At 58.7% G+C, this 22599-nt stretch carries 16 protein-coding genes and 7 pseudogenes; 11 read left to right on the top strand and 12 right to left on the bottom strand.

The annotated features are described in order from the left end of the window. Positions 1–478: 478 nt before the first annotated feature. The 3 genes and pseudogenes from CP49_RS49600 to speD form a co-directional block, all read left to right on the top strand. Positions 479–967 (top strand): annotated as a pseudogene (locus tag CP49_RS49600) (outer membrane protein); the annotation flags it as partial. A gap of 76 nt (positions 968–1043) precedes the next feature. Then, positions 1044–1317 (top strand): annotated as a pseudogene (locus CP49_RS45930) (transposase); the annotation flags it as partial. Positions 1318–1398: 81 nt separating this feature from the next. Further along, positions 1399–1791: an adenosylmethionine decarboxylase gene (gene speD / locus CP49_RS42645; protein ID WP_057902803.1), complete on the top strand. Its 393-nt coding sequence runs from the start codon at positions 1399–1401 to the stop codon at positions 1789–1791. 466 nt (positions 1792–2257) lie between these two features. Here the strand turns inward: speD and CP49_RS42640 are convergent, their stop codons facing one another. Together CP49_RS42640 and CP49_RS47170 are read right to left on the bottom strand one after the other, a co-directional pair. Continuing rightward, the gene (locus tag CP49_RS42640; RefSeq protein ID WP_082645980.1) at positions 2258–2653 is read right to left on the bottom strand and encodes a type II toxin-antitoxin system RelE/ParE family toxin; all 396 of its coding nucleotides are present in this window, start codon (positions 2651–2653) and stop codon (positions 2258–2260) included. 185 nt (positions 2654–2838) lie between these two features. Further along, positions 2839–2919, bottom strand: a pseudogene (locus tag CP49_RS47170) (DUF736 family protein); the annotation flags it as partial. 277 nt (positions 2920–3196) lie between these two features. Between CP49_RS47170 and CP49_RS42625 the strand changes: the two are divergent. Together CP49_RS42625 and CP49_RS42620 are read left to right on the top strand one after the other, a co-directional pair. Continuing rightward, positions 3197–3677, top strand: a pseudogene (locus tag CP49_RS42625) (transposase); the annotation flags it as partial. Positions 3678–3758: 81 nt separating this feature from the next. Beyond that, positions 3759–4105 (top strand): annotated as a pseudogene (locus tag CP49_RS42620) (transposase); the annotation flags it as partial. Between the two features lie 152 nt (positions 4106–4257). Here CP49_RS42620 and CP49_RS11970 read toward each other — a convergent pair. The 3 genes from CP49_RS11970 to CP49_RS44555 all read right to left on the bottom strand — a co-directional run bounded on the left by CP49_RS11970 (position 4258) and on the right by CP49_RS44555 (position 8006). After that, the gene (locus CP49_RS11970) at positions 4258–5601 is read right to left on the bottom strand and encodes a UDP-glucose dehydrogenase family protein (protein WP_057850462.1); all 1344 of its coding nucleotides are present in this window, start codon (positions 5599–5601) and stop codon (positions 4258–4260) included. Continuing rightward, the gene (locus CP49_RS11965) at positions 5601–6731 is read right to left on the bottom strand and encodes an NAD-dependent epimerase/dehydratase family protein (RefSeq protein ID WP_197423088.1); all 1131 of its coding nucleotides are present in this window, start codon (positions 6729–6731) and stop codon (positions 5601–5603) included. Before CP49_RS11965 ends, CP49_RS11970 begins: the two co-directional genes overlap by 1 nt. 1008 nt (positions 6732–7739) lie before the next feature. Then, entirely contained in the window at positions 7740–8006 is a 267-nt protein-coding gene (locus tag CP49_RS44555; RefSeq protein WP_156438329.1) for a hypothetical protein, read from the bottom strand. Between the two features lie 51 nt (positions 8007–8057). On the opposite strand from CP49_RS44555, the gene CP49_RS11955 reads away from it, so the two are divergent. Together CP49_RS11955 and CP49_RS11950 are read left to right on the top strand one after the other, a co-directional pair. Next, a complete protein-coding gene (locus CP49_RS11955; RefSeq protein ID WP_057850459.1) occupies positions 8058–9284 on the top strand; it encodes a class I SAM-dependent methyltransferase in 1227 nt (408 codons plus the stop codon). Between the two features lie 114 nt (positions 9285–9398). After that, a complete protein-coding gene (locus CP49_RS11950; protein ID WP_057850458.1) occupies positions 9399–10712 on the top strand; it encodes a DUF4910 domain-containing protein in 1314 nt (437 codons plus the stop codon). A 449-nt stretch (positions 10713–11161) separates the two neighbouring features. Here CP49_RS11950 and CP49_RS11945 read toward each other — a convergent pair whose 3' ends face one another. The 4 genes from CP49_RS11945 to CP49_RS11930 are packed head-to-tail and all read right to left on the bottom strand — an operon-like array spanning position 11162 to position 13933. Then, entirely contained in the window at positions 11162–12103 is a 942-nt protein-coding gene (locus CP49_RS11945) for an NAD-dependent epimerase/dehydratase family protein (protein ID WP_063791677.1), read from the bottom strand. Between the two features lie 35 nt (positions 12104–12138). Then, entirely contained in the window at positions 12139–12894 is a 756-nt protein-coding gene (locus CP49_RS11940; protein WP_057850457.1) for a GDP-mannose 4,6-dehydratase, read from the bottom strand. Beyond that, the gene (gene rfbF / locus CP49_RS11935; protein ID WP_057850456.1) at positions 12891–13670 is read right to left on the bottom strand and encodes a glucose-1-phosphate cytidylyltransferase; all 780 of its coding nucleotides are present in this window, start codon (positions 13668–13670) and stop codon (positions 12891–12893) included. The genes CP49_RS11940 and rfbF overlap by 4 nt, the downstream gene beginning before the upstream one ends. Beyond that, complete coding sequence (locus CP49_RS11930; protein ID WP_057850455.1) at positions 13670–13933, bottom strand: hypothetical protein; 264 nt, start codon at positions 13931–13933, stop codon at positions 13670–13672. The genes rfbF and CP49_RS11930 overlap by 1 nt, the downstream gene beginning before the upstream one ends. 1129 nt (positions 13934–15062) lie before the next feature. Between CP49_RS11930 and CP49_RS11925 the strand changes: the two are divergent. The 4 genes and pseudogenes from CP49_RS11925 (at position 15063) to dctA (ending at position 18094) form a co-directional block, all read left to right on the top strand. Next, positions 15063–15363: pseudogene (locus CP49_RS11925) on the top strand (DUF736 domain-containing protein). A 589-nt stretch (positions 15364–15952) separates the two neighbouring features. Further along, on the top strand, positions 15953–16216 hold the full coding sequence (locus tag CP49_RS11920) for a hypothetical protein (RefSeq protein WP_245310662.1): 264 nt from the start codon (positions 15953–15955) through the stop codon (positions 16214–16216). Beyond that, a pseudogene (locus CP49_RS11915) lies at positions 16217–16421 on the top strand (beta-ketoacyl synthase N-terminal-like domain-containing protein); the annotation flags it as partial. A 350-nt stretch (positions 16422–16771) separates the two neighbouring features. Continuing rightward, complete coding sequence (gene dctA, locus CP49_RS11910) at positions 16772–18094, top strand: C4-dicarboxylate transporter DctA (protein ID WP_057850453.1); 1323 nt, start codon at positions 16772–16774, stop codon at positions 18092–18094. A gap of 3397 nt (positions 18095–21491) precedes the next feature. Here the strand turns inward: dctA and CP49_RS11905 are convergent. The 3 genes from CP49_RS11905 to CP49_RS11895 all read right to left on the bottom strand — a co-directional run. Continuing rightward, positions 21492–21782, bottom strand: coding sequence for a hypothetical protein (locus tag CP49_RS11905; RefSeq protein WP_057850452.1), 291 nt, complete (start codon positions 21780–21782; stop codon positions 21492–21494). Positions 21783–21846: 64 nt separating this feature from the next. Continuing rightward, the gene (locus CP49_RS11900; protein WP_197423087.1) at positions 21847–22344 is read right to left on the bottom strand and encodes a DUF1643 domain-containing protein; all 498 of its coding nucleotides are present in this window, start codon (positions 22342–22344) and stop codon (positions 21847–21849) included. An 8-nt stretch (positions 22345–22352) separates the two neighbouring features. Continuing rightward, on the bottom strand, positions 22353–22599 hold a 247-nt coding region (locus CP49_RS11895), incomplete at its 5' end, for a hypothetical protein (protein WP_057850450.1).

The raw sequence follows: 22599 nt of genomic DNA, 5'->3' as shown, positions 1-22599 counted from the left end.
ACTACGGCGAAGCCGGAGCCGGACTGTTATTATCACGCGGGTATTCGTGGAAAGCTGGAAGACGCTGATGATGAGCCTTTCCTGCGCGTGTCGCGTTGCGTGATTGATCGCTCGTGGCGACTTTCCCACGAGCGGACTTCGACAACGCGCGGCATAGCAGGTGCGATCCCTGTGCGGGTCGACGGGTCTAGCGTCCAGGCCGGCTCCGCTCGTCGGTAATATCCCTTGGCGTTCACCGTTTCGCATGAGCCTCGATAGGTAAGATCGAAATTCTGTCCAGGCGAACAAAAGTCTCCTTCTACTGCTGCAGCGAAAGAGGCGGCTTCCTGCTGCGCAGCATACTGTCGGACGCTACAGCGAGATTGTCAGCTTCAAGACCATTGTCCACAACCTGACGCATGCACCCGGTACGAAGTAACTGGAGACCCCTCAATTTCCAATCGGCACGCTGCTTGCTTCAGTCGCGGTGCTATCACCGATGCCAGCTTGGAGGCGCTCGGTTGTGGATCGGGAAAGCGCCGCGGAGTGTTTGATGCGATCTGGAGTTCGTTTTTGGGGAGCGACAACGATTGCGCTGGCGGCAAGCGGTGCAGCCAATTCGGCGGACCTTGAGCCAGCAGTACAACTGCCACCGGCCCTGTGGAGCTGGTCCGGAGGATATATTGGCGGGCACGTAGGCGTTGGTTACGGCCAAAAATCCTTCAGTAATCCCTACGGTCCGTCAGTCTATGGCGGCGGCGTCGATACTCCTGTGTTCCTGGCAGGCGGCCAGATCGGCTACAACTGGCAGAAGAATAGCTGGGTGTTTGGCCTCAAACTCGATGCCAGCGGTGCTGTCTCCAACGGCACAGTTACCTGCCTCGCGGTCCCCGGCACAGTAATGAGCGCAAACTGCAAGGCAAGTCCAAACGTCTTTGTCCCCGGGGCCGGTCGCCTCGGTTACGCTTTTGGCGCGCAGGGCCACACGCTGGCCTACCTCAAGGGAGGCGTGGCTTGGCAAAACAATCAAGGCGACGGCTTCAATAACAACGAGTTTGGCCGATGTCGGCGACGGCGCGCTCGACTTCTACAAGGCGCTCGACGAGGTCTTTCCCGGCACACGCCACCAGCGATGCTGGGTGCACAAGACTGTGAACGTCCTGGACAAGATCCACTCTCTGTGCAGGCCACCATGAAGAAGGATTTGCGCGAGGTCTATTGGGCGCGAACCGAGCGTCCGCCGAAGCGGCGATTGACGTCTTCGCCGAGAAGTATTGGGCCAAGTACGGCCGGGCGATCGAATGCCTAGTCAACGACCGCGACGCACTGCTGGCCTTCAAACCAAGCGCCTGATCACCTCGTCGCCTAAATCCCGAATAGCTCAGCTTATTGCGCCGATAATTCAATGGAGATTTCTTAATGACTATTGATAATGAGAAGGAAGCCCCACCGGCTCTGTCCACCGGTGCGACGCATATGCTCATCGAGCTATGGGGAGCAAAGAACCTCGACGATCCGGCCATTGCGGAAGACGCAATCCGAAAAGCAATCCGTGCGGCGAGTGCGACATTACTCCACCTTCACGTTCATAAGTTTTGTCCGGGTCACGGCGTCTCCGCAATAGCCTTGTTGGCTGAATCGCACATTACCTTACATACTTGGCCTGAGAGGTCCTACGCGGCCGCTGATATTTTCGTATGCGGCGACAGCGATCCTGCGAGCGCCGTGCCAGTTCTAGTTGAGGCCTTTCAGCCCGAAAAGTCTGACGTTCGCAGCTTCCGGAGAGGTGTGTCAATCAAGCCGACGCGTTGAAGCAGATGGTCGATCTTCTTGGAATAGCCGGTCATGTTTCCGGCCGCCCGGGTGAGGGTATCGAGCTCTCTGCCGCAACCGAAAAACATCTTGGGCTAACATCTCGCATCACAGCTTGACCGCGAGCTCCGAACACTCACCTCTATGAATCTCCGCTTTCCTCCTCGCTAATGGGCCCGCATCCGACGGGTCGATAGCGCGGAGGAGAACATGACGATCCAGGCCAAGCATTATCGAATCACGTTCATCAGCGTGAACGACAAATTTGACGATCCTTCGACGATTGATCGATCGGATTTCTGATCCAAAGCTCATCAATCGCTTCTCAAAGCTTTGAGGGAACCAATCCGTCCGAGGCTGGCGCGATTTGCCCGCGGCGTATAGCGCCGACTCTCACTCGTTGGACGTTGCAGGGCATCCCGCAGATCGGTCGAACCCTAAAACTGGAGCAGGCCTTTCCCCCGATTTAGATTAATGAAAGTTGTTGTAGTCTGACTGCGACTTGGGCATCCAATTCAAGAAAAGAGATCCAGCTCCGGTCGCAGGATACTGCACGGAGCCGGCCCCAATCGTCATTGGTAAGTTCGTCGGGCCACATCTGCGCGCCGTGAAGCACGCAATAGATGCGAACAGTATCACCGTCGACCAGGTAGGCCGCGACATAAGTGTGCGCGGGATGACCAACTCGCGCGTGCCAGCGACGCGCCCCGGGCCGGCCACTGTCAGGAAAGTTGAGCAGGCGCCGCGCGGCATCGGCAATCTGTTCATCAACATGAACCGCTGCACGGGAATTCTCGGCTTCGGTGCAGCTGAAAATGCCATCGCAATCGGACAGCGCGAATCGCGACCAGACGAGTTCCACCGTTCATGCTCCGCCACTTTTTCGAAGCGCAGCGGTACGGCGTTGCGCGAAATGTGCTTCGACCTCGGAATCATCGAGATCGGGCCGGGTATCCGCCAGTGCCTGGCGCACCTCCGCACGGATACCGTGCCATCGTCGCCTTCGAAGAGGTTGGCGTAGATGGGCGCGGTGAGGGACGGATCGTCGAGCCTAACCGAGTAGTAGGTGCGGTTGTCCTTCGAGGTCCGGCGCCAGGCGGCACCGATCTCGACCCCGGAGACGATCACGCGCAGGTCTGGCGCCTTGTCGCTGGCGGCGTGCCACTGGATTCGCGATGCTGAATGCGGACTACCTGCTCAAGAGCTTTGCCGCCTTTGCGACCGAGCGCGGGCAGACGCATGTCCACACGCAAACCGCAATTGATTGGGCGGCGCGCGGACCATCTGTCGCGCAACGCGATGCCCGGCTGTCAGCTTCTCGACGGTTCCATTGCCGCAATGGTTCGCGCGGCCCAGGACCCATTAATGGATTTGCCCATAAGGCAAGTAATGGGCGACGCCCATTACCTGCCGCAACCGGCACTGTCCGCAGTGTCAGGGGAGAGCCCGAGCCGCGTGGCTCGCCGCGCGTCAAGCCGACCTGCTGCCGGCTCCCTATTTCCACGTCGTCTTCACACTGCCGGCTCCGATCGCCGCGATCGCCTTTCAGAACAAGGCCATCGTTTATGCGATCCTGTTCAAGGCTGCCGCCGAGGGCGGCCTCTCGCCCGATGGCGCGCGCTGGATCGCCAGCCGACCGAACTTCTTCCTGGCCGTCAAACCATTGTCCAGACTATTTCGCACACTTTTTCTCAAACGTCTGTCGGCAGCCTTCAACTCCGGTGCCTTTCTTCGACGATCTCGGAGTTTTGGCCGAGCCGGATGCCTTTGCGGCCCACCTCGACGCCATGCGACGCATCAACTGGGTTGTGTACGCCAAGCGGCCCTTCGGCGGACCCGCACAGGTCCTGGCCTATCTCGGCCGCTACACCCATCGCGTCGAGTTGGGCCGGTTCTGTTGAAAAAGACTGCTGTTGCAACGCAGGGGTATCAGTGATTCAGTCTGTCCAATTGCAGGACTGAAGATCATGATGGGACATCGGCAAGTCGAACAGGCTGCGTTGTTCTCTGAGTTCTCGCTCGAAAGACATATCCCCGCCGACCACCTGCTGCGGTCGATCGACCGGTTTGTCGACCTTGAACAGGTCAGGCGGGACTTGGCGCCCTTCTACAGCGGCATCGGTCGACCTTCGATCGATCCCGAACTGATGATCCGGATGCTCTTGTTCGGTTACTGCTTCGGCATCCGATTGGAGCGGCGGCTGTGCGATGAGGTCCACCTCAATCTGGCTTACCGGTGGTTCTGCCGGCTCGGTTTGGATGGCGCGGTGCCGGATCACTCGACGTTCTCCAGAACCGGCATGGCCGCTTCCGGCAGAGGCGGAATCCCGTCGCCAGGCCGCGGGCGCACGCCGAACCTTTCGCCGCAGAAGATGCGTGGAAGAAAGCGGCGATCGACGCCGCTAGGTTCGAGGCTGAGGAGGAAAGCTCTCGATATGGGTGTCAGTTCGAAGATCATGGCCCGACTCAGTTCAGGCGGCGGCCAATGGTTAGGTAGTCCGCGGGGGCCACATCGGCTGGATTGATCAGTCGACGCGCGTCGAACACCGTTTTGCCGGCGACTCGCAACGAGGTGAGTTCGCCGTATTCCTGTGTCCGAGTCGCGATGATGACGATCTCGGCCCACTCGACCTCGCGCCGCCAGTCAGACGAGAACTGAATACGGTTCGCGGCGATTCCGATGGCGAGCTTGAAGTTCTCCGTCGCGAGCGGATCGTAACACCTGACATCCGCTTCGGCCCGCAGAAGATCGCGAGCGATCTTGATCGAGGCGGATTCGCGGACGTCGTCGGTGTTCGGTTTGAAGGAGAGGCCGAGAACGAGGGTTCGTCGGCCGGACAATGCTCCGAGCTTCCGCTCAAGGATAGAGACGATCTGGCCTGGCTGCGCGGCATTCACGTCGAGAACAGCATTCAGTATGTTCATCGGGAGGCCCAGGCTCTCGCCCTGGGTGCGCAGCGCCTGTACGTCCTTTGGAAAGCACGACCCGCCGAACCCGCAGCCCGGAATGAGATAGGTCAGGATCTGTGGGACGAGGCGGCCCAAGGGGGTGATCGGCGACCAGCGTTTGTCGAGATGGACGCCGCGCATGACGTCGAGGGCGTCGACGCCTCCCACCGCAGCGCAGAGATTTGCTACCTCGTTTACCACGGAGATCTGGGTGGCAAGAATTGCGTTGTTGGCGTATTTGATCATTTCGGCCGTGCGGGTGTTCACCCGCAGTTTGTCGCAGTTCCACGGAGCGTAGAGTTCCTCGAGCCGCGCCAGCGTCCTCTCATCCTCCTGACCGATCACGATGCGATCGGGCTCCATAAAATCCTCGATCGCCTCTCCTTCGCGAAGAAACTCCGGGTTCATACCCAAGCCGAATGCCCCGAGCTTCTTCCCGGACGAGTGCTCAAGCTCTTCCCGCACTATCGTGTCCGTTGTTCCTGGGATGACGGTGCTCTTCACGACGACTGATAGGTGATGAGGAGTAGTCGCGAGATAAGCGCCAATCTGGCGAGCGCACTGCCGGACGGCGCTGAGGTCGATGGCGCCGTTCTTCGACGGCGTGCCGACAGCGATCAGGGCGATTTCCGCTGTCTCGATCGGGGCGTGTAGATCGGTGGTCGCCCGAAAGCGGGCCGATGCAAGCACTGACTTGAGCAGTTCAGGGAGACCGCGCTCATGGATATGCGGCACGCCGTCGTTAAGCTGAGCGACGACATCCCTCCGCAGATCGACGCACGTCACGTCGTGTCCCTTCACCGCGAGGCACACGCCCGAGACGAGGCCCACATAACCGGAGCCGACAACTGTGACGCGCATCACGCCCTCAACTCGTCGCGTAGAAAGGACAGGTAGCGGCGCACGCCCTCATTTACGAGGACCTTGGGAGCGTACCCGAGAATGTGCCGCGCCTTCTTGATCACGGGGCGGCGTCGGTTTGGATTATCGACAAGATACTCTGAGTCGGAACTCCTCTCGAAGACGACCGCGCCGCGGCGCCCGAAAACCTCCAGCGAGGCCTGCTGATAGATCTCGGCAAGGTTGTGGACGGAGATCTCCGGCCCGTCGATCCCGATGTTGAAGTAATCGTATTTCCCATGCAGGAGGCAGAGGATATAGCCTGTGATCGCGTCGGAGACGTAGCAAAAAGTCCGGGTCGGGCTGCCGTCGGAAAAAATGACAATGTCTTCTCGATTGATCACGCATCGCGCGAAATCGGCCGGGAGCCGACGGTCGTCGATGCGCATACCAGGCCCATAGTTATTGAAGGGGCGGGCGACGGTGACAGGCATGCCATACGCCTTCGAGAAGACGTAGCACATCGTCTCGCCGAAACGCTTCGATTCGTCGTAACAGGCCCGCGGGCCCAGGCACGCGACATTGCCGCGGTATTCCTCGTCAGTCGGGATCGCCGTCTCAGCCGGATCGCCGTAGATTTCGCTGCTCGAAAAAAACAACACCCCCTTGAGCCGATCCGAACTCCGATAGGATTCGAGCAGCCGCCGCAATCCCCAGATGTTAGCGTCAATGGTCTCGACCGGATACTGACGATAGAACGTCGGCGAAGCGATCGAGGCCATATGGATGACGTAGTCCGCTGCGTCAGCGCCGTCGACCATTCGAAGGTCATCACTGGCGATGTTGAACGTATGCGTTTTGAGCACGTCCGGAAACTCCGCACTCAGATCGGTCAGCCAGCGCGGCCGATGCAGCAGCAAACTGTCGAGCGCGATGATCCGCTTCAGACCGAGTTCGGACGCCTTTCGCGTGAAGTACTGGAGGAAGTAATATCCAAGGAAGCCCGCGCAGCCTGTGACCAGGACCGTTGCCCCCGCGAAGCATCCTCGCGGCAAGGCCGCATGGATTTGCTCGATATCTTCTTTGACGATGAGGCTGATTGTCACGTAGCGCTCCGAACGAAAGGCTGGGTGTTGTTGGCGTGAACCCAAGGGCCTCGACCGGAGACCCAGAGTTCTTCGAGCTGATCCGTGTCATGTTGCGTATCCATACAAGCCCAGAAGCCGGCGTGACGACATACGCGCAAGCCAGTGGCCCGGCGCGATCGGTGAAGGGCGCATTCTCCAGCACGAGATCGGCGCGATTTAAAAGGTAGTTCAAGAGTGACCGACGGAAGAAAAAAGTACCCGCCGTTGAACCGGCTGGAGCCCTGCTTGGGCTTTTCGGAGTGCTCTCTCCGTGGTCCAAAAACGTCCATTGTGGTTGCTCCTGCGATGTGAGGTTTCCGGGCTTGTTGAAAAGCGGACCTTGCGTTTGACCGGCCGTTTCATCCGACCGGCCGACGTTTATCATCGACAGGCAACATGCTTCCGTCATCTAGATCAATTACCGGCTCTGGTAGTTGACCGGAGCACAGCATTTGGCATGCCCACCATGGAAGAGAAGACAGGCGCCGATTTTGCTGCAAACCACGTCGGCGCAAACCAGCCCGCCAACCTGATTAGAGGCGCAAAACTCTAGTTCTGAGTGGTCCAAACTTCGGTCTCGCTGCACGCCAATGATAGACTCTACCAATTTTGGGAGGAGATTGCGGAGCTCAGGCCAGTTAGAAGGATCTCGAGGCCCGTTGGAATGAGGCTCGTCGGCGAGGCTGGCAAGAAGAGACCTATGGCAGGAGACGACCACTTTGCAAACGGAACGTCAGTCTTCCTGGATCGGACCTTGCTCGCTCTGTCCGCCGTAACCACCGCAGTCTCGCTTGGCTGCAATACTACAGCAGTTTCGGTTTCAATCCCGGCAGGTAGCGATATCGCAGTGCTTCGCATGGCGAACGCCACGTTCACCATAGCGCTGAGCTGGATTTGCAGCTTCCTCGTGGTCCGGGGGCCCCTGGACGGCGGGCCGGCTGCATGCCGCGGTGCTATCGGCAGGAATCGGCAGGCTCGCATTGGTCAACCCTTACCTCTAGCTGCTCGCCCCAGCTACTCCGCGCTAACGTCTCAATCACTCATGAGGCTACTGGCCGACCGGCCGGGGCGCATCCGCCGGGTGTTGGGGCGGGTCCTGGTCGGCGTTGGCGGCTGGTGCTGCTTCACGGTCAGGCCGACACCGCGGCGGCCATTGCCCTCGTCGTTACGCTCTATGTCGTCCTTTGTGCCGAAAATCGCTGCAGTACCACATTCAATCCGTCGCCCCACGAGGAGCTGTTTATTCGATGATCCGATGGCGGACTTTTCATGGCCTTTTCCATCAACGGATTTGTCCACACGCGACTCGACGCATCCGCATCTTGATGCGGACGTCAAGGGACTAGACTTATGAAGTGCCGGAATTGCCAGACGCAATTGCAACACGTGGTCCTTGATCTGGGACACGCGCCGCCATCGAACGCCTATCTTTCGGAAGCGCAGCTCCACGAACCGGAGACGACCTTTCCGCTCAAGATCTTTGTCTGTCACGCGTGCTGGCTCGTACAGACTGAAGATCACACCGCCGCCGACGAATTGTTCTCCAGCGACTACGCATACTTCTCCTCGACGTCGCAGAGCTGGCTGAAACATGCCAGGACCTATTGCGAAAAGATCGCCGAGATGCTGCATCTGACCCGAGACAGTTTTGTCGTCGAGGTCGCCTCCAATGACGGATATCTTCTCAAAAATTTTGTAACGATGGGCGTACCATGCCTGGGCATCGAGCCGACCGCCGGCACGGCCGATGCTGCCGAGCAGATTGGCGTGCCGGTGCTTCGTGAATTCTTTGGCGCAGCCACCGCTACGAGGCTGGCGGCAGGCGGGCAGCAAGCAGACCTGATCTGCGGCAACAACGTCTATGCCCATGTGCCTGACATCAATGACTTCACGTTGGGCCTGCGTATTCTACTCAAGCAGGGAGGTACGGTGAACCTGGAGTTCCAGCATCTCAAGAACATGATTGTACAGAACCAGTTCGACACGGCTTATCATGAGCACTTCTCGTACCTGTCGCTGACGGCGGTTATCCAACTCTTCGAAAAGGCCGGTCTGCGGGTCTTCGACCTTGAGGAGCTCCCGACGCATGGTGGTTCCTTGCGCATCTATGGCTGCAACAAGGATGATCCGCGCAAAACAACGGCAGCGGTCACGGCCATGTTGGCGGAGGAGACAAGGCTGGGGCTGCAAGACCTCGGTTTGTACCTTGCATTCCAGCAAAAGGCGGACCAGGTAAAGAACAACTTCCTAGCTTTCCTGATCGAGCAGAAGCTCGCCGGCAGGTCGGTCGCCGCGTATGGCGCGGCTGCCAAAGGCAATACATTGATGAACTATGCCGGCTTGAAACACGACCTGATTAGCTTTGTCTGCGACGCGGCAGCCTCGAAACAGAACAAGTTCATGCCCGGCAGCCACATTCCGATCCTTCACCCGGCAGAACTCGCGAAGCGAAAGCCAGATTGGGTGGTGATCCTGCCCTGGAACATCGCTGCCGAGGTGATGCAGCAGCATGAGCAGACTAGGAGGTGGGGCGGCAATTTTGTCATTGCGGTTCCCGAACTGAAGGTTCTGACATGAAGGTCTTGCTGACCGGCGCGATCGGTTTCATCGGGCGGCAGACGAACACGCCCAAAGATGCGGCCCGACCATCGCTCGCAGATCGCGAGCTGTAGTGACCCCGGCCGAAACGAGATGCCAATGAAGCTCGACGTAAGGGAAATTGAGAGGAAGCCTGCGATTGACCTGTATCAACTGGTCTGCGAGCTGTTTCCAATCAACCGTAGTCAAACCGGCTCAGGAGTTCGCAAGACCCTGAGCATCATCGCCCGCCATATTGATCTCGAGATCAATGAAGTCCGAACGGGAACTTCTGTTTTCGACTGGCACGTTCCAATGGAATGGAATATTCGCCACGGTTCGATCTCCACGGTGGGCGGAAAATGCTTGGTCGACTTCGCCAGCAACAATCTTCATGTTCTTGGATATAGCAGGCCGGTGCAGGGCGTGTTCACGCGTGCCGAACTCGCGCGGCACATCCACACGCTGCCTGATCAGCCAGATCTTATTCCATACAGGACTGGCTATTACGCCGACGATTGGGGCTTCTGCCTGCCTCATAATCTCTGGCAGACCATGAATGATGACGTCTATCATGTCGAGATTGACAGCGATATCTCGGCTGGTTCACTGACGTTTGGTGAGTGTTTCGTTCCCGGCGAGACGCCGAACGAAGTTTTGCTCAGCACCCATGTCTGTCATCCCAGCCTCGCAAATGACAATCTTTCGGGAATCGCAGTCATGACCGCTCTGGCCATGCGGCAGGCGCGCCAAAAACGACGGCTAGGATATCGATTTCTTTTCCTTCCAGCGACGATCGGCGCCATCACCTGGCTCGCCCGCAACGAGCCGGTATTGGCTAACATCAAGTATGGCCTCGTGCTGACGTGTTTGGGTGATGGCGGGCAATTTCACTATAAGCAGAGCCGCAAGGCGGCGACGATCGATCGGGCCGTGGCACATGTCCTCAGGCATTCCAGCCTCCGCCATGAAATACTGCCGTTCGCCCCCTACGGATATGATGAGCGGCAGTTTTGTTCGCCTGCATTCGATCTGCCGGTAGGCTGCCTTATGCGCGGTGTACATGGTGCTTTCCCCGAATACCATACGTCGGCAGACAATCTGGATTTCGTGAAGCCGGAGGCCCTCGATCAATCTTACTCGGTAATAGAGACGGTCTTGGACTTACTTGATGCGGACTGCACGTATGAGCGCGTCGACGGTCGATGCGAGCCTCAGCTTGGAAGACGCGATCTCTATAGAACGATCGCTGGGCAACGCGAGGCGGGCGGCGCCACGCAGATGGACCTCTTATGGTTGCTCAACCTCGCGGATGGCGACCATAGCCTGTTGGACATGGCGGTGCGGGCCGACATACCCTTTGCTCGGCTTGAGTCCGCCGCGCGGATCGCACTGGACGCAGGGCTTGTCCACGCACGTTCCGAGTGATCGAAGCGGGTCGAATGATACACCATCACGCCGCGAGTTCATCTTGCCGGTGATCGGCTCGGTGGCGTTGTGGATGTTAAGTGTCCGGGCCGCCGACGTAGCGCCGTCTCGGAGTTTTTCCGCCTGGATGGCGACGAAGACATTCTTTGTCGACTTGGCCGACGGCCTATGCTTTGCCTGTGCAGATTCTACGCAATACCTGATTGAGCATGCTCGAAACCCGATGTCGAAGCCTATCTGGGCCCGGCGGCCCCCTATGCAAGTCCTGTTCGAGCTGTCGCGATTGCGGAATCTGAACCCGGCGTTTTGCGAGGTTTCCTCTTATGATGATGCGCTTGGAAACGCGCGCCGCGTGGCGACACGCAAGCCGCAGCCTGGATCATTATCGGGACGAGGCCCACAGGAACCACGCGTTCGTGGTAAACGAGCAACGGGTGACGCCCCGGCGGTCATGCCGCGGGTCGGGATCGATACCATTCCACTGTACGGCGCAGGCCCGCGTGCAGCGTTGTCGACGGGTTCCAGCCGATCAATTTGCGGGAAATGGCAACATCGGCTTTCAGTACCCGCTCTAGCGGTCGATCGGGAACTGCCCCGAACAGCGGTTCGGGCGCACCGGGAATCAATGCTCTTAGCTGCTGTACAATCTCCCGGATCGTGCACACCTCGCCCCATCCAAGATCTATCACACGGCCCTCGGCGCCAGATGCGTGGGCGCACACTATAAGGCCATCGACCACGTCATCGACGTAGATCCAATCAACCGGCCGGACGCCGCTGCTCAGCTTGGCACGCTCGCCGCGCAAAAAGGTGGTGATAATGTAGGGGACCAGCTTCGTGAGGTCCGCCTGCGCCGGGCCGTAAACCATGGCGATCTTCGCGATGACGACCTCGGTCTGATACAGCGCCTCGAACATCCGAGCATACGCCGACGTAGCCCCTTTTGCCGCGGCATAGGGCGAGGAAGGTATGTGATCCGGGTTATCCGGCTCTTCAACGGAGCCCGCAAACACGATCCGGCCGGCGCCGCTTTCAGCGGTGACCAGGAGCAGATTGAATGCGGTGAGGAAGTTGTTTTGCAGGATCGGCAGCACCATTTCGAAACTGCGCGAACCCGTCACCAGACCAGCGAGGTGATAGGTCGCGTCAGGCCGGACAGTCCGGATCAGTTCTCGCGTTGCCTGCAGATCGACCAGATTGACGTTCCACCAACAGATAGCGGTGGCGCGTCGGGCATTGCTGACATCTCCGCCAATCGATTGCCACCAGGCCGGTACGTCGGCCGGTGGCTGGCGCGAGACCGCGTGTAATTCGACGCCCAAGCCCGTGAGCCTCTTGCAAAGCTGGGATCCAATGAAGCCTCGTGCGCCAGTCACCAATACCTTTTCCATACCCGCATCCTAATGGCAGAAATTGCTATGGCGCATCAGGTCGGACGATGAACACGGCGAATTGCCGTAGACACCCCGGCGGCCGATCGCCACAAGTCAAAGAGCTCGGCACGAAGCTCGGACGGATCCTGGAGATCGGCCTCGATCTGCATCACGGCGTCGCCACGGGCATGCTTATCGTCGACGAGAACCGATCGCTGAACCCCGACATTCTTGCTAAGGCGGATGGCGCTTATGCAGGACTCCATGCCCGCGAGTTCTGTCCAAGTCAGACCACTTGAACGGTCAGCGCTGAACACGAACTCAATTGTGCCGATCCCCGCCTTCGTTTCGCTCAGACGGCAAATCCGACCGTTCTCTCGATCGCACCGGATCCATTCACGGTTCTCGTAGCACTTGTCGGAGGTGACGGTGAGTACCGCGCGGACCGAATCCATCTGCCGACCGGCCTGCAACAGATGCGCCGTTCCCATGACATTTGCGCGATAGGTCTCGGATGGATTGGCATAGGAATAGGGTAGCAATGGTTGTGCCGCGATGTGGGTAACGATACCGGGCGCAGCGCTACGAAGCGTGCCGACCAAATGATTGCAGTTGGTCACGTCGCCCAGAATCGGCCCCATGCCGGCCAGGCGAGCGATTTCAAAAAGGCTGGGCGTCGCGGATGGCGGCGTCAGCGCGTACCCGGTCACCGTGACGCCGAGACGTTGCAGCCAAAGCGCGAGCCTTGAGCCTTTGAAATCCACGTACCCCATGAGAAAGACGCGCATGCTCGCCCGGAAGCTGCTCATTTTTCCCACACCTTCCACGGAGCGTTGCCCTCAATCCAGAGCGCTTCGAGGAACGTCTTGTCACGCAGAGTATCCATGGGCTGCCAGAAGCCGTGGTGCTGGTAAGCCGAAAGCTGTTGCTGCTCGGCCAAGGTCGTGAGCGGCTCGTGCTCCCAAACAGTGGAGTCATCCACCAGCAGGTCAAATACTTTCGGGGAGAGCACGAAGAAGCCACCATTGATCATTTCCCCATCACCCCGAGGTTTTTCCTTGAAGCTGGCGACACGGTGATCACTACAAATTTTGAAGGCGCCGAAACGGCTAGGCGGATAGGTCGCGGTTAGAGTGGCGAGCGTACCCTGGCGACGGTGGAAGGCGATCGATGCGGATATGTCGATGTCTCCCACACCATCGCCATAGGTCAAGCAGAAGGCGTCCTCATCCGTCAGGTAATTAGCAACTCGCTTGAGCCGACCACCCGTCATGGTCTTCTCGCCGGTATCGACGAGCGTCACCTTCCAAGGTTCGGCATGATGCTGGTGGACTTCCATACGGTTTTTCGTCATGTCGACGGTGACATCCGACACGTGCAGGAAGTAGTTGGCGATGTATTCCTTGATCAGATAACCCTTATAGCCACAGCAGATCACGAAATCGTTGATGCCATAGTGCGAGTAGATTTTGAGGATGTGCCACAGAATCGGCTTGCCGCCGATCTCGATCATGGGCTTGGGCCGAAGGTGGGTTTCCTCGGAGATTCGGGATCCGAGGCCGCCCGCGAGGATCACAGCTTTCACTACTGGCTCCACTTCCGGCCATCCGGCCGTTGTCGCCCGAGTTCACGGCAGGATTGCTCCGCCAGCGCGACGGGGCGTACGGGCTTGAACAGAAACTGCCAAGCATGTGGAGACCTCCCGTCGAGGACGGGGAGATCGAACGTAGCGGCGGCGACGTAGTTCGCCTGCCCAGCTCCAAAGGAAGCCATGACATCGTTGTCCAACTCGTTGATGAGGTCTCGAAACGGAAGAAGGCCAGCATCGGGGGCTGAGGTGTCGTTCATGTATGGCTCCTGCCTGTTTCCTTCATTCCAATTCGCAGGCCCGGGGATAAATGCGCTGCGCAGGCCGACAACGCGTCCAGTCGGTAGCCGCCCTCCTGTACGATGCAGATCGGCTTGCCGATCGCGGCCAATGCCAAGCCGATTTCTCGGTAGACGTCTGGCGGAAGCGTCCAGCCGCCATGCGGATCACCGATTGCTCAAAGCTTGTCTCGCTTGCTGCCATCTTCATTCCCTGCTGCGAACGGTCTAATCCATTCTACGAGAGGACTAAGCTGCGCCTAAATGCGGCGGCGTGACAGAATACTGACGTGGATGCTCTGCTTCCGTTGAATCTTCTTTGGCCAAGCTCTGCCTCATTCGGGCGGCTCACGAGTTGATCTGCCTGAGACCTGCCACGATTGAGTCCACGATGTGCTCGCCTACGTCGGCGAATTGGAATCATGAGGTGCTCAGCCCAGAGGGCGGACGATTGACAGGCCAATGCGCGAGGCCTTTGGGCCTGCGGCTGCGATCACACTGAACAGTCCATCATGCTATCTCCAAGAGAAGTTATACTGGATCGAGCCTGCGCACGCGGCATTTCTGCGACCGGCGAATCGGCGCATCAAGTTCGTTTGCGAGAGCGGACCCTTGGTTGATGTTATATGCCGAAGTCTTTGCATGTGATGCTCGCGCCACGTGGTGTTCGATCGGCCCAACGTTCACCAATAATTGCCGTGTCTTTCATTTTGATCAATCACTAGCGTTGGTAGTTGACGGCAGCGACGCATTAATCGCGTCGCTGATGGCCGACATGCGCACTGTGCCAACCTGACGCTGTGAGGAGGACCAGAGGTCATCATGCCATGCGAGCCCGACGGGAGCGGGTGGTTCTCCAGGCGTGCCGTGATGCTCTACGACCGATTTGCTGGGCGGACCCGAGATGTGGTCTGCGACCCGGCCTGTTCCCCGCAATAACGTGCCGGCGATCTTCTTCCCCGCGGCTGCGCCGCTCCTCGCGCAGCAACAAGATAGCCGCACGCCATCTCCGCATGCGCGGCAGCCTGACGGTGCGGGTCGGCCGTCCCGGGGCTCAAGATCGCCACAAGGCCGCGATGGTCGCAGGCTTTCACAGCACAGGAGATCCACCATGTCCCAGATCGGTTCGTTCACCCGCAGCAACGATGGCACCTACACCGGCATCATCAAGACGCTTGCGATCAACGCCAAGGCGCGCCTCGTCCCCAGCGAGCCCGCCTCCACCAGCGACAAGGCGCCAGACCTGCGCGTGATCGTCCGGGGTCGAGATCGGTGCCGCCTGGCGCCGGACCTCGAAGGACAACCGCACCTACTACTCGGTTAACCTCGACGATCCGTCCCTCACCGCGCCCGTCTACGCCAACCTCTTCGAAGGCGACGATGGCGAGTTTGCGCTGATCTGGTCGCGCTGACCGACACCGCGGTGCCTCGCAACAGGCGAGGCACCGCGGACCGCAGCCCGTTATTATGCGGAGCGGCACAGCGACAAAAGACCTGGAAAACCGGGACTAACAGCCAACGACTTCGCATAATCCCACGCTACGAATAATCGGCATTAGCCTCCAAGATGCGGAAGTGCGGCCCTTCAGAGGGTTCTCGAGGCGGACCAGCTTGGCCTTGGCATTGAGAGCGAGGTGCGAATCGAGCCGGAAAAGCCATTGCCGTTCAAGGTGAAGGTGCCGATGGTCGCCATTATCGTGTCTTTGTTTTCACTTTCCCGGGCCGCGCCCATCGCGGCCTCGATGCCTGGCGACAGACCGGAGGCGGTCGACTCGCACCCGAGGGGCCGGCCGCTGTAGAGGGCGTCCAGGGTGCGACTTTCTTGTCCTGCGCCAGGAATTGATACGCGCCGTGGATGCTTACCATCCAAAAAATCAATTTTACCAATGTTGCGGAATGTTGCATTGGCAACAGCACCTGACGCCCACCGATCACGTCACTGCTTCTATCGGCGACGCGGCTCGGCTGAGGAACGGCGTCGCGTTCGCGTCGAGGCGCCTGATGGAAGCCACAGGATGGCAGATCAAACTCGCGAAGGAACATCGCCAAAACCAAGGAATACCCGCTGGCGGCGGCGAGACAACGATCGCCACGGAACTTACCTTGCGTGGCATCCAGTCGCCGGAGTTGACGGACCTCATCTACGACCTGGAACAGTCCAACGGCGTGCAGATCGAGATGAACACGGATGATGCCTGGTCGAACCTCAAGCATATCGGCGACACGGTTGAAGCTGTCCACGGCTTCCTCGCTAAGAAGGCCTGAATGGAGAGGAGCGTCGTCATTACCGGAATGGGCGGGCTGTGCGGCCTAGACACCTGCGCCGCCTCCATCTGGAAAGAGATGCGCGAAGGCCGCACCGCCATCGGCCCGATCGTCGATTCCGAGCTTTACGAGCTGAAGGTCAGGATCGGCGCCGACCTCAAAGCGCTATCGGAGCATGACATCGACTGCAAGCAGCTCGTCGATCTCGACGCCACGTCCAATGTGCTGCGCCAGCGCAAGGTGCGCGTGGCGCTGAACAACGCCTCTGCCTTCGGCGGCACGAACGGTTCCGGCGTTCGGCCAAGCTAGTCAGGAGAGTGTCGGTTCACCGTCTGGCGGGTTGACGGCCGCATGGCTTCGCGCGTGGTGCGCGTCTTGCTTATCGAGAGAAAATACACGTAACAGCCAGCCTGCCTTTGGAATCACGCTGCAGGCTGTCGGGTTTCCGACATCGTCGTCTTCAATCGGACACGGCTGGCATGAAAAGCTCGTCTGATGCCGTCGCCTCTCAACGCGCGACGGCTCGGTGTTCGAGTTCGTATGGGAAGGAGCGTCATGACCACCATCGCAACTGCGGCGTCCGCGCGGGCGTCGCGAACTTGGTACAAAATCCTCTACGTTCAGGTGCTGATCGCTATTCTGATTGGCGTCCTCGTCGGTTGGCTGTGGCCGTCGCTCGCGACCAACGACTGGGTCAAGGCGCTCGGTGACGGCTTCATTAAGCTAATCAAGATGCTGATCGCGCCGATCATCTTCTGCACCGTAGTCTCGGGCATCGCGCACATCCAGGATGCGAAAAAGGTCGGCCGGGTCGGCCTCAAGGCGCTTGTCTATTTCGAGGTCGTCTCCACCTTTGCCTTGGTGCTCGGCCTGGTGATGGGCAATCTTTTTCAGATCGGCCACGGCCTTGCGGCCAAGCCCGATGCCGCAGCCGTCGCCAACTACGTGAAGCAGGCGGAAGCCTCGAAAAGCGTCGATTTCATCCTCAATATCATTCCCGACACCGTGGTCGGCGCGCTGGCGCGCGGCGATATCCTGCAGGTGCTCTTGTTTGCGATTCTGTTCGGCTTCTCGCTGATGGCGCTGGGTGAGCGCGGCGCAAAGTTGCGTGGCATGATCGACGACGCGGCGCACGCGGTGTTCGGCGTCATCGCCATTGTCATGAAGGTAGCGCCGATCGGCGCGTTCGGGGCCATGGCCTTCACGATCGGTAAGTTCGGACCATCGGCGCTCGGCAATCTGATCGGTCTCGTCGCGCTGTTCTATGCTACGGCCGCGCTGTTCGTGGTGGTCGTGCTCGGTCTGATCTCGCGCTTCGTCGGGTTTTCGATCTTCAAGTTTATCGCCTATATCAAGGATGAGCTCTTGCTCGTGCTCGGCACCTCGTCCTCGGAAAGTGCGCTGCCGCAGTTGATGACGAAGCTCGAGCGGCTGGGCTGCTCCAAGCCGGTGGTCGGCCTCGTGGTGCCTACCGGCTACTCCTTCAACCTCGATGGCACCAACATCTACATGACCTTGGCAACGCTGTTTATCGCTCAGGCGCTCGGGGTCGATCTCAGCTTCGGCCAGCAGCTGACCATTCTCGTTGTGGCGATGCTGACTTCGAAAGGCGCAAGCGGTATCACCGGGGCCGGCTTCATCACGCTCGCGGCGACGCTTTCAGTGGTTAATCCAGTGCTGGTGCCGGGCATGGCAATCGTGTTCTCGATCGACAAATTTATGAGCGAGGTGCGCGCCCTTACTAATATCATCGGCAACGGTATTGCCGCGGTGTTCGTGGCCTGGTGGGAAGGCGAACTCGACCAGGCCACGCTGCATGCGCGGCTTAACCAGAAAATCGATCCCAACGACGGCGAGACCTCGAACACGGCAGGGTAGGCGGCTGCATTTCTAACCGTCATTCCAGGGCAAGTCGAACTCGGGTGTAACCGGATTCGCGGGTCTTAATGGTGCAAGTCGGTAGCAGCCGATTTGGATTGCGCACCCGGAAACCTCTCGCCGCGATCTCTGGATTGCCGGTTCGCTCGCTTCGTGAGCGCCCCGGAACGACGTCTAAAAGGCTGCCCGTGACACAAGGGGAAGAAACCCCCGGTTTGCCGGGCGGTTTCTCAGGAGTGCCGAGTATGAACGGCTGCTTGAAAGTGGAAGTCTTCTATCCAACCGCATGAGGGCAAAGGGTTAGCGAAGTGCAACGAGCCATCGCGAAGGGGGGCTGAAGAAGCCGTGGAGCAAAGCCGCGGAGGGACTAATCTAAAGCGTGATGAGGTTAGCTTAAATCGATTCGGGGTTCCCAAATCAGGAGAATTCTGATTTACCATGAGGCTCGGCGTGAAGGCCAGCATGGATGGGAAAGCCTTACTCTGAGGATCTTCGGAAGCGGGTCGTTGTAGGTTCTTACCGGCGGATTGTCCCGGAGCGAGGCGGCTAAACAGTTCGGTGTTGCGGTCAGTCAGCACCGCCGTAGGATGGGTGCGACGGCATCGGGAGAAACCGGCAGCGTGGCGCCCGGCAGGATGGGCGTCCACAGGCCGAAGGCGATTTCCGGCGAAAATCGTGTCGGGGTTTTAGGACGAATCAAGGGGACTTCACCTTGCGCGGCTTGGTCGCCGAGCTCGCTGATCGCGGGCTGAAGGCTGATTACCGTTGAGTGGGAGTTCGTCCACGCCGAGAAGCTCAGCTTCAAAGAGCAAGGTGGTGGCTGGCGAACGCGACCGTCCGGACGTCGCCAGACAGCGAACGCAGTGGATCAAATTCAAGATCGCCTCGAACCTGAGCGCTTGGTCTTCAGCGACGAGATCTGGAACGGATTGATATGGCGGCCTTGCGGGGGTGGGCGCCCGGTAGCGAGAGGAGTCCCAGCAAGATTCCGCACGGCCGCTGGAAGACTTCCTGGCCGCATTGCACCTGCCCGGATCGAGGCTCCATGGTTTCTCGAGGGGCCGAACGATCGCGAGAGTTTCCGCCTCTTGTCGAGAAAGTCCTCCTTCCGACGCTTCGTCCCGGCGACTGCGTAATCAACAATCGCGGCAACCACAGAGGCAAAATCGTGCTCAGCTTACCCGCCTCGTCAAATTTCACATAAGTCCCACTCTCGTGAACCCAGAGCCGCTCCTTAAGCACGAGCGACTGTGTTTATAGCTCCGTCTCCGTGGTGGCGACTTTCGCAGATATGGCGGGCGCGACCTAGGACGCCACGACACTCAAGTGATCCGCAAGCCTTGCGAACAGCTCTCGCTTTTCCTGGTCAGTGCCAGGTCGCTGATCAATTTGCATTCGGCTGCATCAGTGCGGAGCTTTTTCAAGTGCTTCTGCAGGTCTTTCATCGGTATGCCGTGCAGCGGCCTATTCAGACCAATTAATCGGGATGTACTTCAGCTCCCGCCGGTCCATTTCCGAACGAAGCAATTCAGCATAGGTGCGCAGATTGTTACCACCAAAGCGGCAACGTCCGGCGTTCGCGCAACCGGCCAACACTTGCCGGCGCGCACCTCCCAAAGAGACAATAAGCTCTCATCCTTCGAGCTTGAAAAGTCATCCGGACGCCCCAATTCTTGCGTGCAGATGCTACAGGCGTCTCAAGGGCCGGAGCGTTCGTTTTGGACATTCCCGCGCAGAAACCAAGTATCCGTTGCACATTAGCCACACGCGTTTTTCGGTCATCCGCACTACGCCTATTACGCCGGTTCGAACAGAACAGCTGGGTTTTACAGCTTCTGCCTTTGATAGTTCCACATGTTGCCAGCTAGCCGCTGTGGCCCAGACTCATCAGTTGGCTGCGATCCCATTTCGTGCTCAAGGAATAATTTGACTGTGTAAGCGGTCGCGCAGTTCAAAGGAAGTGAGCGATGGAGGTGGCATATGTATTCGGCTCTTGTCGGGACACTCATTTTTCTGAGCATCGGCATACTATTGGCCCACGCGATGGATGCTTTTCGCTCGGGTTCGTGAGAGCAATGCTCGATACGGACGATCCGCTCATGCAAACAGTGCTGCGCCTGCCTCAGTTCTGACGACGGATCGCGCCCGGTGAAGCGATCGAGTGCTTCTCTCAGAGCGCCGTCATGCGTGCGGAGGTCCTCTCCCGTAAGCCTAGGCATGTCGGCGGCGTCGCCCTTAGCCGCTCCGGAGATCCGGCGGCGACTTCGGCGATCCGAAGGTGATCCGGAACTTCGGCGAACTGACCAGGATCTGATCGCGCGCGGGGATCGTATTCCTTCTCGCAAGTTTGCGCGAGGCTGAGAGCAGACCTAATCAGGAAGTCGCCTATATAGGTGCCGTCTAGCTTCTAGTTGAACCGCCTCAGCCAATCCTTTCAAGATCGAGTAAGCACCTTTCAAGGTTGTCATACGCTTCGGCTGAGAACCTTCTTGTTCGTCTTGCCGCTTGAAATGCGGCTTGGCTGGTTTTGCACTCACCGCGCTCAAGTGCCTGCAGACCCTCGTGAGATCGCTCGACGCATCCTCTGGGATAAAGTTATGTTTTCGAGCGGCATCATTTCGGAAAAGAACGCCTTTGACGCTGTCTCCTCGGACCCGGCAGCCCCTCGAAGTTGAGCTCCACGAGTGGGACCAGGCCTTCGCTTCCGTCCTTGCAACACCCTTCCCATGCTCGTGATTAGCGAGCTGAACATCCTGTACTCGTCTCGACCGAAAAGGCCCATCTAGGCTACCTTCGCGCAGTTCTCGGACCTGGCCTTGATTGCCTGGTTGACAAGCGCGTCGTTCTTCCATGTGTGCAAATGGACGCCGTGCAGCGAACCGGCTGGTGATCGGTGGCAGAGCTCAAGGAGACCAGGCAGGCGCAATCACCGTTTGGTGGAATGGCGGTTCTCTCGGCGGCGCAGCCTTTCGCGAGAGGCTCTATCCGACGCTGGACATACTGGTAACCAACGCCGACGACGGCGTTGGCCGCAGAAGACTGTTTGATGATTGAGAAGATGCCGACAAAGATGTAAGCGGTCATCACGGCTGCAAGTAACAGATTCCCGATCGTCGTGACGGGCGCGGCTCAGACGCGACGATAAAGGCGAATATGTGAGATGCCGCACAAATCTTTGGTGCAGCGGGGTGCGAATTGCGGCGCTGGCTTGCGCGGCTCGCGAGATCGGGTGCTCTTGATATAGTCCGAACAATTCGAAATGATCGATCAGAAACGTGCTTGTGAACACGAATATCCAGCCGACGAATGAGACTGTCGCAGCCGTCACCGCGCCATAGCTTCCTCGGCCTGCCGAATGCCACTACCAGATTAGCAGCATGAGGCATAAGTACTTCGCTCAATGCGCTTCGGCACTTATTGTGTCCAGGAGTCTTTGAAGCGCTTGCGCGTCCTGACGCTGTGTTGGATGGCAAACGGAGCCATCCGCCCCCTCTACGGCAAGCGATTCGATGCATGTCTGCTGGCCCGTGTCGATCGTCTTCGGCACGACTTGGCCGCTTACGAAACAGACAACAGATAGAATTGTGATGAAGAAAGCGATGTCCGCGGCCGATCCATAGAGAAAACTGACGATCCTTGAAAATCGAATTCCGGACGACTCCTGGATAATGCGGTGGGTTGGGGTCATGATCGACTCCGCTAAGCCAACACTGCCCCACACAGTGGGCGCTAAAGAATACTGAACTCACGGCTCAAAGCCCTGACGAGGCACTTGGTTTGTCAATAACACGATAATAGGTGTTTTTGAGGACAGAATCGTCCGGAATCTGCTCAACAGGGCCTCTCGATCCTGGTAGCTGGACGGTATGCGCGATTTCCATCGCGGCCAGGTCGCGGTTCATGAAGTCGCCGTAGACGCCCCAACCGGCGACGGCGATGCCGTTGCGCTCCTTGCATTCGGTCAGGATGTCTCGAATATGCCGGTCATTGTCGGGACCGATCGGGTCTGGCATCGCCATCCAGTCTTGCGGTTCGGTCGCGCGACCTGCGCCGAGATTCCACACGATCAGAGATCCGCAATTCATCGTTTTCGCGCGATAAACGCCGCGAACAATCGTCGGGTCGTCAATTTTGTGATCGGCTTTCGAAGGCTTGAGCATGCCGAGCACAAGCGGCTGCAAGTTCGCATCCCAATCCCTGCGCAGATCGTAGCGATACAAACCGCATGACGAGATGATCGCGCTTTTCATTGCTTCCATCATATCACCGCGGCGAGTAGGAGATGCTGATCTAGCGTCGGCCGTTCAGATCGGTAGCCGATATCGATGAGGATGCTTTCGGCCTCTCGAATGTACCAATCGTAATCGACGTCATTCGGAAACGCGTCGGGGAGTTCCATGAGCGGCTTTGCACCGTCGCTGCGCGCCACTTTGTTGCCATTCAGTTTGTTGCGCGTACCGAGCGATCGCGACCGGGCGTTCCGATTGATCACGACCGGCTGTACC

It is taken from the genome of Bradyrhizobium valentinum, from assembly GCF_001440405.1.
GTDB lineage: Bacteria > Pseudomonadota > Alphaproteobacteria > Rhizobiales > Xanthobacteraceae > Bradyrhizobium > Bradyrhizobium valentinum.
Note: the sequence above shows the minus strand (reverse complement) of the source record. Positions and strands in the feature narration are given on the sequence as shown.

Coding starts and splice junctions, on each gene's coding strand:
- speD (WP_057902803.1), top strand. CDS start 1,399: ATGACTATTGATAATGAGAAGGAAGCCCCACCGGCTCTGTCCACCGGT.
- CP49_RS11970 (WP_057850462.1), bottom strand. CDS start 5,601: ATGCGCGTCACAGTTGTCGGCTCCGGTTATGTGGGCCTCGTCTCGGGC.
- CP49_RS11955 (WP_057850459.1), top strand. CDS start 8,058: ATGAAGTGCCGGAATTGCCAGACGCAATTGCAACACGTGGTCCTTGAT.
- CP49_RS11950 (WP_057850458.1), top strand. CDS start 9,399: ATGCCAATGAAGCTCGACGTAAGGGAAATTGAGAGGAAGCCTGCGATT.
- CP49_RS11945 (WP_063791677.1), bottom strand. CDS start 12,103: ATGGAAAAGGTATTGGTGACTGGCGCACGAGGCTTCATTGGATCCCAG.
- CP49_RS11940 (WP_057850457.1), bottom strand. CDS start 12,894: ATGAGCAGCTTCCGGGCGAGCATGCGCGTCTTTCTCATGGGGTACGTG.
- CP49_RS11930 (WP_057850455.1), bottom strand. CDS start 13,933: ATGAACGACACCTCAGCCCCCGATGCTGGCCTTCTTCCGTTTCGAGAC.
- CP49_RS11920 (WP_245310662.1), top strand. CDS start 15,953: ATGGAAGCCACAGGATGGCAGATCAAACTCGCGAAGGAACATCGCCAA.
- dctA (WP_057850453.1), top strand. CDS start 16,772: ATGACCACCATCGCAACTGCGGCGTCCGCGCGGGCGTCGCGAACTTGG.
- CP49_RS11905 (WP_057850452.1), bottom strand. CDS start 21,782: ATGACCCCAACCCACCGCATTATCCAGGAGTCGTCCGGAATTCGATTT.
- CP49_RS11900 (WP_197423087.1), bottom strand. CDS start 22,344: ATGAAAAGCGCGATCATCTCGTCATGCGGTTTGTATCGCTACGATCTG.